Source organism: uncultured Blautia sp., from assembly GCF_902497045.1.
GTDB lineage: Bacteria > Bacillota > Clostridia > Lachnospirales > Lachnospiraceae > Blautia_A.
Genome location: NZ_CABVDF010000225.1, coordinates 1 through 4,714 on the forward strand (window position 1 = coordinate 1; position 4,714 = coordinate 4,714).

Annotated in this window: 4 protein-coding genes; all 4 read right to left on the reverse strand. The window is 42.7% G+C overall.

Annotated features, from left to right (window positions below; all coding sequences use genetic code 11):
* Window positions 1-140 precede the first annotated feature (140 nt).
* Window positions 141-1,229 carry a helix-turn-helix domain-containing protein gene (locus RDS42_RS12680; RefSeq protein WP_308783982.1) on the reverse strand — a complete coding sequence of 363 codons (1,089 nt, stop codon included), beginning with the start codon at window positions 1,227-1,229 and terminating at the stop codon, window positions 141-143.
* 155 nt (window positions 1,230-1,384) lie between these two features.
* Entirely contained in the window at window positions 1,385-2,248 is an 864-nt protein-coding gene (locus RDS42_RS12685; RefSeq protein WP_308783983.1) for a YitT family protein, read from the reverse strand.
* Window positions 2,249-2,348: 100 nt separating this feature from the next.
* On the reverse strand, window positions 2,349-2,720 hold the full coding sequence (locus RDS42_RS12690; protein ID WP_308783984.1) for a PqqD family protein: 372 nt from the start codon (window positions 2,718-2,720) through the stop codon (window positions 2,349-2,351).
* On the reverse strand, window positions 2,720-4,609 hold the full coding sequence (locus RDS42_RS12695) for an OPT family oligopeptide transporter (protein WP_308783985.1): 1,890 nt from the start codon (window positions 4,607-4,609) through the stop codon (window positions 2,720-2,722). Before RDS42_RS12695 ends, RDS42_RS12690 begins: the two co-directional genes overlap by 1 nt.
* Between the last annotated feature and the right edge of the window lie 105 nt (window positions 4,610-4,714).

Here is a 4,714-nt window from a genome sequence, read left to right on the forward strand (position 1 = left end):
CTCACACCAATAATATACTCGAGTATATTATTGGTGTCAAGTAAAATCATTAGATTTTTAAAACAAATTAAACAAACTATTACCCATCCCGGCTAACAAGAAAGAGATCCTTATTATCAAAGGATCTCTCTTACATGATATTAATATTCCAACGTCTCCATATATTTCATATATCTTACCACCATCAGTGCGATCTTAAAGGTAATCGCATCTTCAAATACACGAAGATCCAGTCCTGTGCTCTTCTGCAGCTTATCCAGACGGTATACCAGGGTATTTCTATGGATATACAGCTGTCTGGATGTCTCAGAAACATTCAGACTGTTTTCAAAGAATTTATCAATAGTCACCAGGGTTTCTTCATCAAAATCATCCGGGGACTTATTTTCAAAAATCTCTTTAATAAACATCTTGCACAGCGGAATAGGAAGCTGATAGATCAGTCTGCCGATTCCCAGAGAACTGTAGGCGATCACGTCTTTTTCTCCAAAAAAGATCTTTCCTACATCAAGAGCCATTCTGGCTTCCTTATAAGAACGAGAAACCTCTTTCAGTTCATTTACAATTGTTCCATAAGCAATATGTGTTTCGCTTTCCTGTGTGAATCCAAGTGTATCAAGGATCGCATGGGCAAGCTTGTCCATATCACTGTAGTTTTCTCCATCTTCCAGCTGTTTTACGATAATGATGCTTCTTTCATCTACAGCCGTAATAAAATCTTTTGTCTTGCCGCCAAAAAAGCTCTTTACCGCCTCCATGGCATTGTGGTCTTTCTCCTGCTCCAGCTCCATGATCATAACAACACGGCGCACATCCGCATCAATATGGAGCTTCTTTGCACGATTATAAATATCCACCAGAAGAAGATTGTCCAACAGAAGATTTTTGATAAAGCTGTCCTTATCAAAACGCTCCTTATAGGCAACAATCAGATTCTGAATCTGGAACGCCGCAAGTTTACCTACCATATAGGTATCCTCATCGTCCCCATGTGCCACCAGAACATATTCCAGCTGGTAATCATCACTTACCTTAAAGTACTGATATCCCTTCACAAGCTGGCTTTCTGCCGGGGATCCTACAAAAGCCTGTACATCTTCCGGCTGAACCGAAAAATCTGAAAATGTAGATGCCAGAACCTTACCTTCTGTATCTATAACACAAAACTCGATTCTGGATATTTCTTTTAACCCTTCCAGGGTATTCTGAAGTACCTGATTTGATATCATCTGCTAACATCCCTTCTTACGCATTCTGCATGTTTCTTCTCTTTTCCCATAAAGAAAACCTGTACATAAAGCTATTTTAATACAATATCACCAAAAATAAAAGAGGAAATCCGAAATTTGTTACAATTTTTTGCGTGATTTTTGTATATTTTTCCCTATCTTTCTATAAATCCTTCTCCATGTACCTCTCTGGCATCTCCTACGATCACGAATGCATTAGGATCGATCTCATCAATCTTTTCTTTCAGCTGGACCAGTTCTTTCTTTCCTACCACACAGTAAAGCATCAGTTTTTCCTGCTTTGAATACATTCCCTTGGCATGAATGCCTGTAACTCCCCGATCCATATCCTCTATGATCATACGGGCCACTTCCTCCGGCTTATCGGTGATAATATGAACTGCCTTTGAAAATTTCAGGCCCTCGATCAGACCATCTGAAACCTTTGTTACTAGATAAACGGCAATGATCGCATAAAGACCCTTACGAATGCCAAATACATACATTCCCACAAGTACAATCGCTCCGTCTATAAACTGCATGATCTGTGCAATGGAATAATGCCTCATATACTTCTGGATAATGGCAGCCAGCATATCTGTACCGCCAGTCGTTCCTCCTCCCAGAAATACAAGGCCAATTCCCACGCCAAGGATAATACCTCCGTAAACAGAGGAAAGAAGAATGTCATCAGAAAGCTCCCATGCGGGAAGAACAGCCAGCCACATCGTCAATGACATATCTCCGATCAGAGCTTTTTTTACAAATGAAAATCCTTTGATCTTTGTTGCAAGTATAAAAAGAGGAATATTCAGACTCAGATTCGTAATCCACAGAGGAACCCCGTTTTTAACAATTCCTCTCGTCCATTCCTTAACCAGAATAGCAGCTCCGGAAAATCCGCCTGTTACAAGCCCGGCTGCATCGAAACAGGAGGTGATCGCAGCTGCCATCAGCCCTGTTCCTATAAAGATTACCATATACTCCAGAAACAAAGATCTTTTTCCTGCAAGTTTCATAAAAAACTTCCTCCTGTAATTATAACTCTAATGCGGTAAAGCGTCCCATATCCTAAAAGAACGGGAGACGGCACAAGCCGCTTCCCGCTCTTATTCTGCCCTATTTTTCGGGCATATTTACAAATCTGATAAAATGATAGCTTTCTACAATCTGGAAATATTTGATAATTCTGGGATACAGAGGTTCAGCTGCCTCCCCGAATTGTTCCTTTACCAGCACAGCAATATCTTCCACCGTACGTTTTCCGTCGATCAGCGGCCAGATAAAACTTCCGTTAGCATCCAGATGAACTTTTGTAAAACGAGGTTTATTAAACAGATTCTGTGCAATCTTGTTCATGATCCCGGTATTTTCCACCTCCAGGATCACCCTCTCTTTCAAATCTGTATGCCACTTTAATGAACTGCTTTTTTCCGGTATCAGATCCAGATAATTGATATCTGCCATCTTTTTTTTATTTCTTTTTTTCATCAGTCTTTTCTTTTATTCCATAAGGAGAATTTCAGCAGACAAAGGATCATAAGAACCATGATCACAACACCGCCGATATTGCCAAAGCTGATGAAAGACGGAATGGTCACTCCCGCTACCGCCAGAATGGCAAGGAAAATACCTACAAGACCTTCTCCGGCGATCATACCTGCACAGTACAGCGTACCATCGGTAACCTGTCTTTCTTTTGTTTTTGCATCTACCTTCTTGCGTCCGTCCATGAACATGCGCACTGTACCGCCGATCATGATGGTTGCATTCAGGTAAATCGGAAGGTAAAGACCAATTGCAAAAGGCATAACCGGAATTCTTAAGATCTCGAGACCAATTGCAAGGCATACACCTACAAATACAAGAGTCCAGGGAAGGTTTCCTCCCATGATACCCTCTACGATCATTTTCATAAGACCTGCCTGAGGAGCCGGAACTTCTGCTGTACCATATCCCCACGCTGCATCCAGAAGATAAAGAACACCGCCGATTGCAAGACCGGATACAACCACACCAAGAAGCTCACCGATCTGCTGTGTCCTCGGAGTAGCTCCAAGAAGATATCCTGTCTTAAGGTCCTGAGAAGTATCTCCTGCAATTGCTGCAATGATACAGATAACAGAACCGATAGCGATTGCTCCTGTCATACCCTTGATGCCAGTCTCACCTGTTGCTTTAATTGCAAATGTAGCGATCAGAAGTGTAGCGATAGCCATACCGGAAACCGGGTTGTTGGAGGATCCGATCATACCTACCATACGGGAGGAAACGGTTGCAAAGAAGAAACCGAATACTACGATCAGAAGAGCTCCAAGGAAGTTTACCGGAATTGCCGGAACAAACCAGATAATAAATACCATTGCAAGGATACCAACAAGGATCACACCCATAGGAAGATCTCTGTCAGTTCTCAAAGTACTGTTCGCCTGGGATCCTTTCATACTCTTCATGGAATCACGGAAGGTAGAAATGATCAGAGGCAGAGATTTGATCAGGGAAATGATACCGCCTGTAGCGATAGCACCTGCTCCGATATATTTAACATAATTTGACCAGATAGCCGCTGCTCCGCCTTCTGCAAAAAGCTGGGAAATTGTCACTCCTGCCGCTGCCGGATACATAGAAGTTTCCGGTCCAAACAGACAGATCAGCGGAATAATTACCAGCCATCCCACAATAGAACCTACAAACATAAAGGATGCAATTCTCGGTCCTACGATATAGCCAACGCCAAGAAGCGCCGGATAAACCTCCATACCGATCTCACCCTTAAAGGACTTAAAGGCTACGGCAACGTCTGCCGGAACTGCTTTCAGTCCGTCTACAATAAACTTAAATGCTGCTGCGATTCCCATACCGGAAAATACAGTAGCCGCGTTGGAACCGCCCTCTTCGCCTGCCAGAAGAACGTCTGCACATGCAGTTCCTTCCGGATAAAGAAGTGTGGCATGCTCCTTCACGATCAGCGCATTACGAAGGGGTACCATAAAAAGTACACCCAGAACACCGCCGCAAAGTGCGATTAAAGTAATTTCTACCAGACCCGGTTTCTCGCAAAGACCTTCCTCTGCCCAGAGAAACAGCGCCGGCATAGTAAAGATAGCTCCTGCTGCAAGAGATTCACCTGCAGAACCGATGGTCTGTACCAGATTGCTCTCAAGAATGGAGTTTTTCTTCATGATCACACGGATAACTCCCATGGAAATAACTGCTGCCGGAATGGAAGCAGATACTGTCATACCAACACGAAGACCAAGATAAGCATTGGCTGCGCCGAATACAACTGCCAGGATCATACCCATGATCACAGAGGTCACCGTCATTTCAGCGGTTACTTTTTCTGCCGGAACATACGGTTTAAACTCTTTGTTGTTCATTGATTTCCTCTCCCTTTTATTAAATTTTTACGAACCTATTCTTCATTATACTAATTTACAGCTTCATATGCAAGCAGTTTTCCCTTTAATCCTATGAAGATTTTT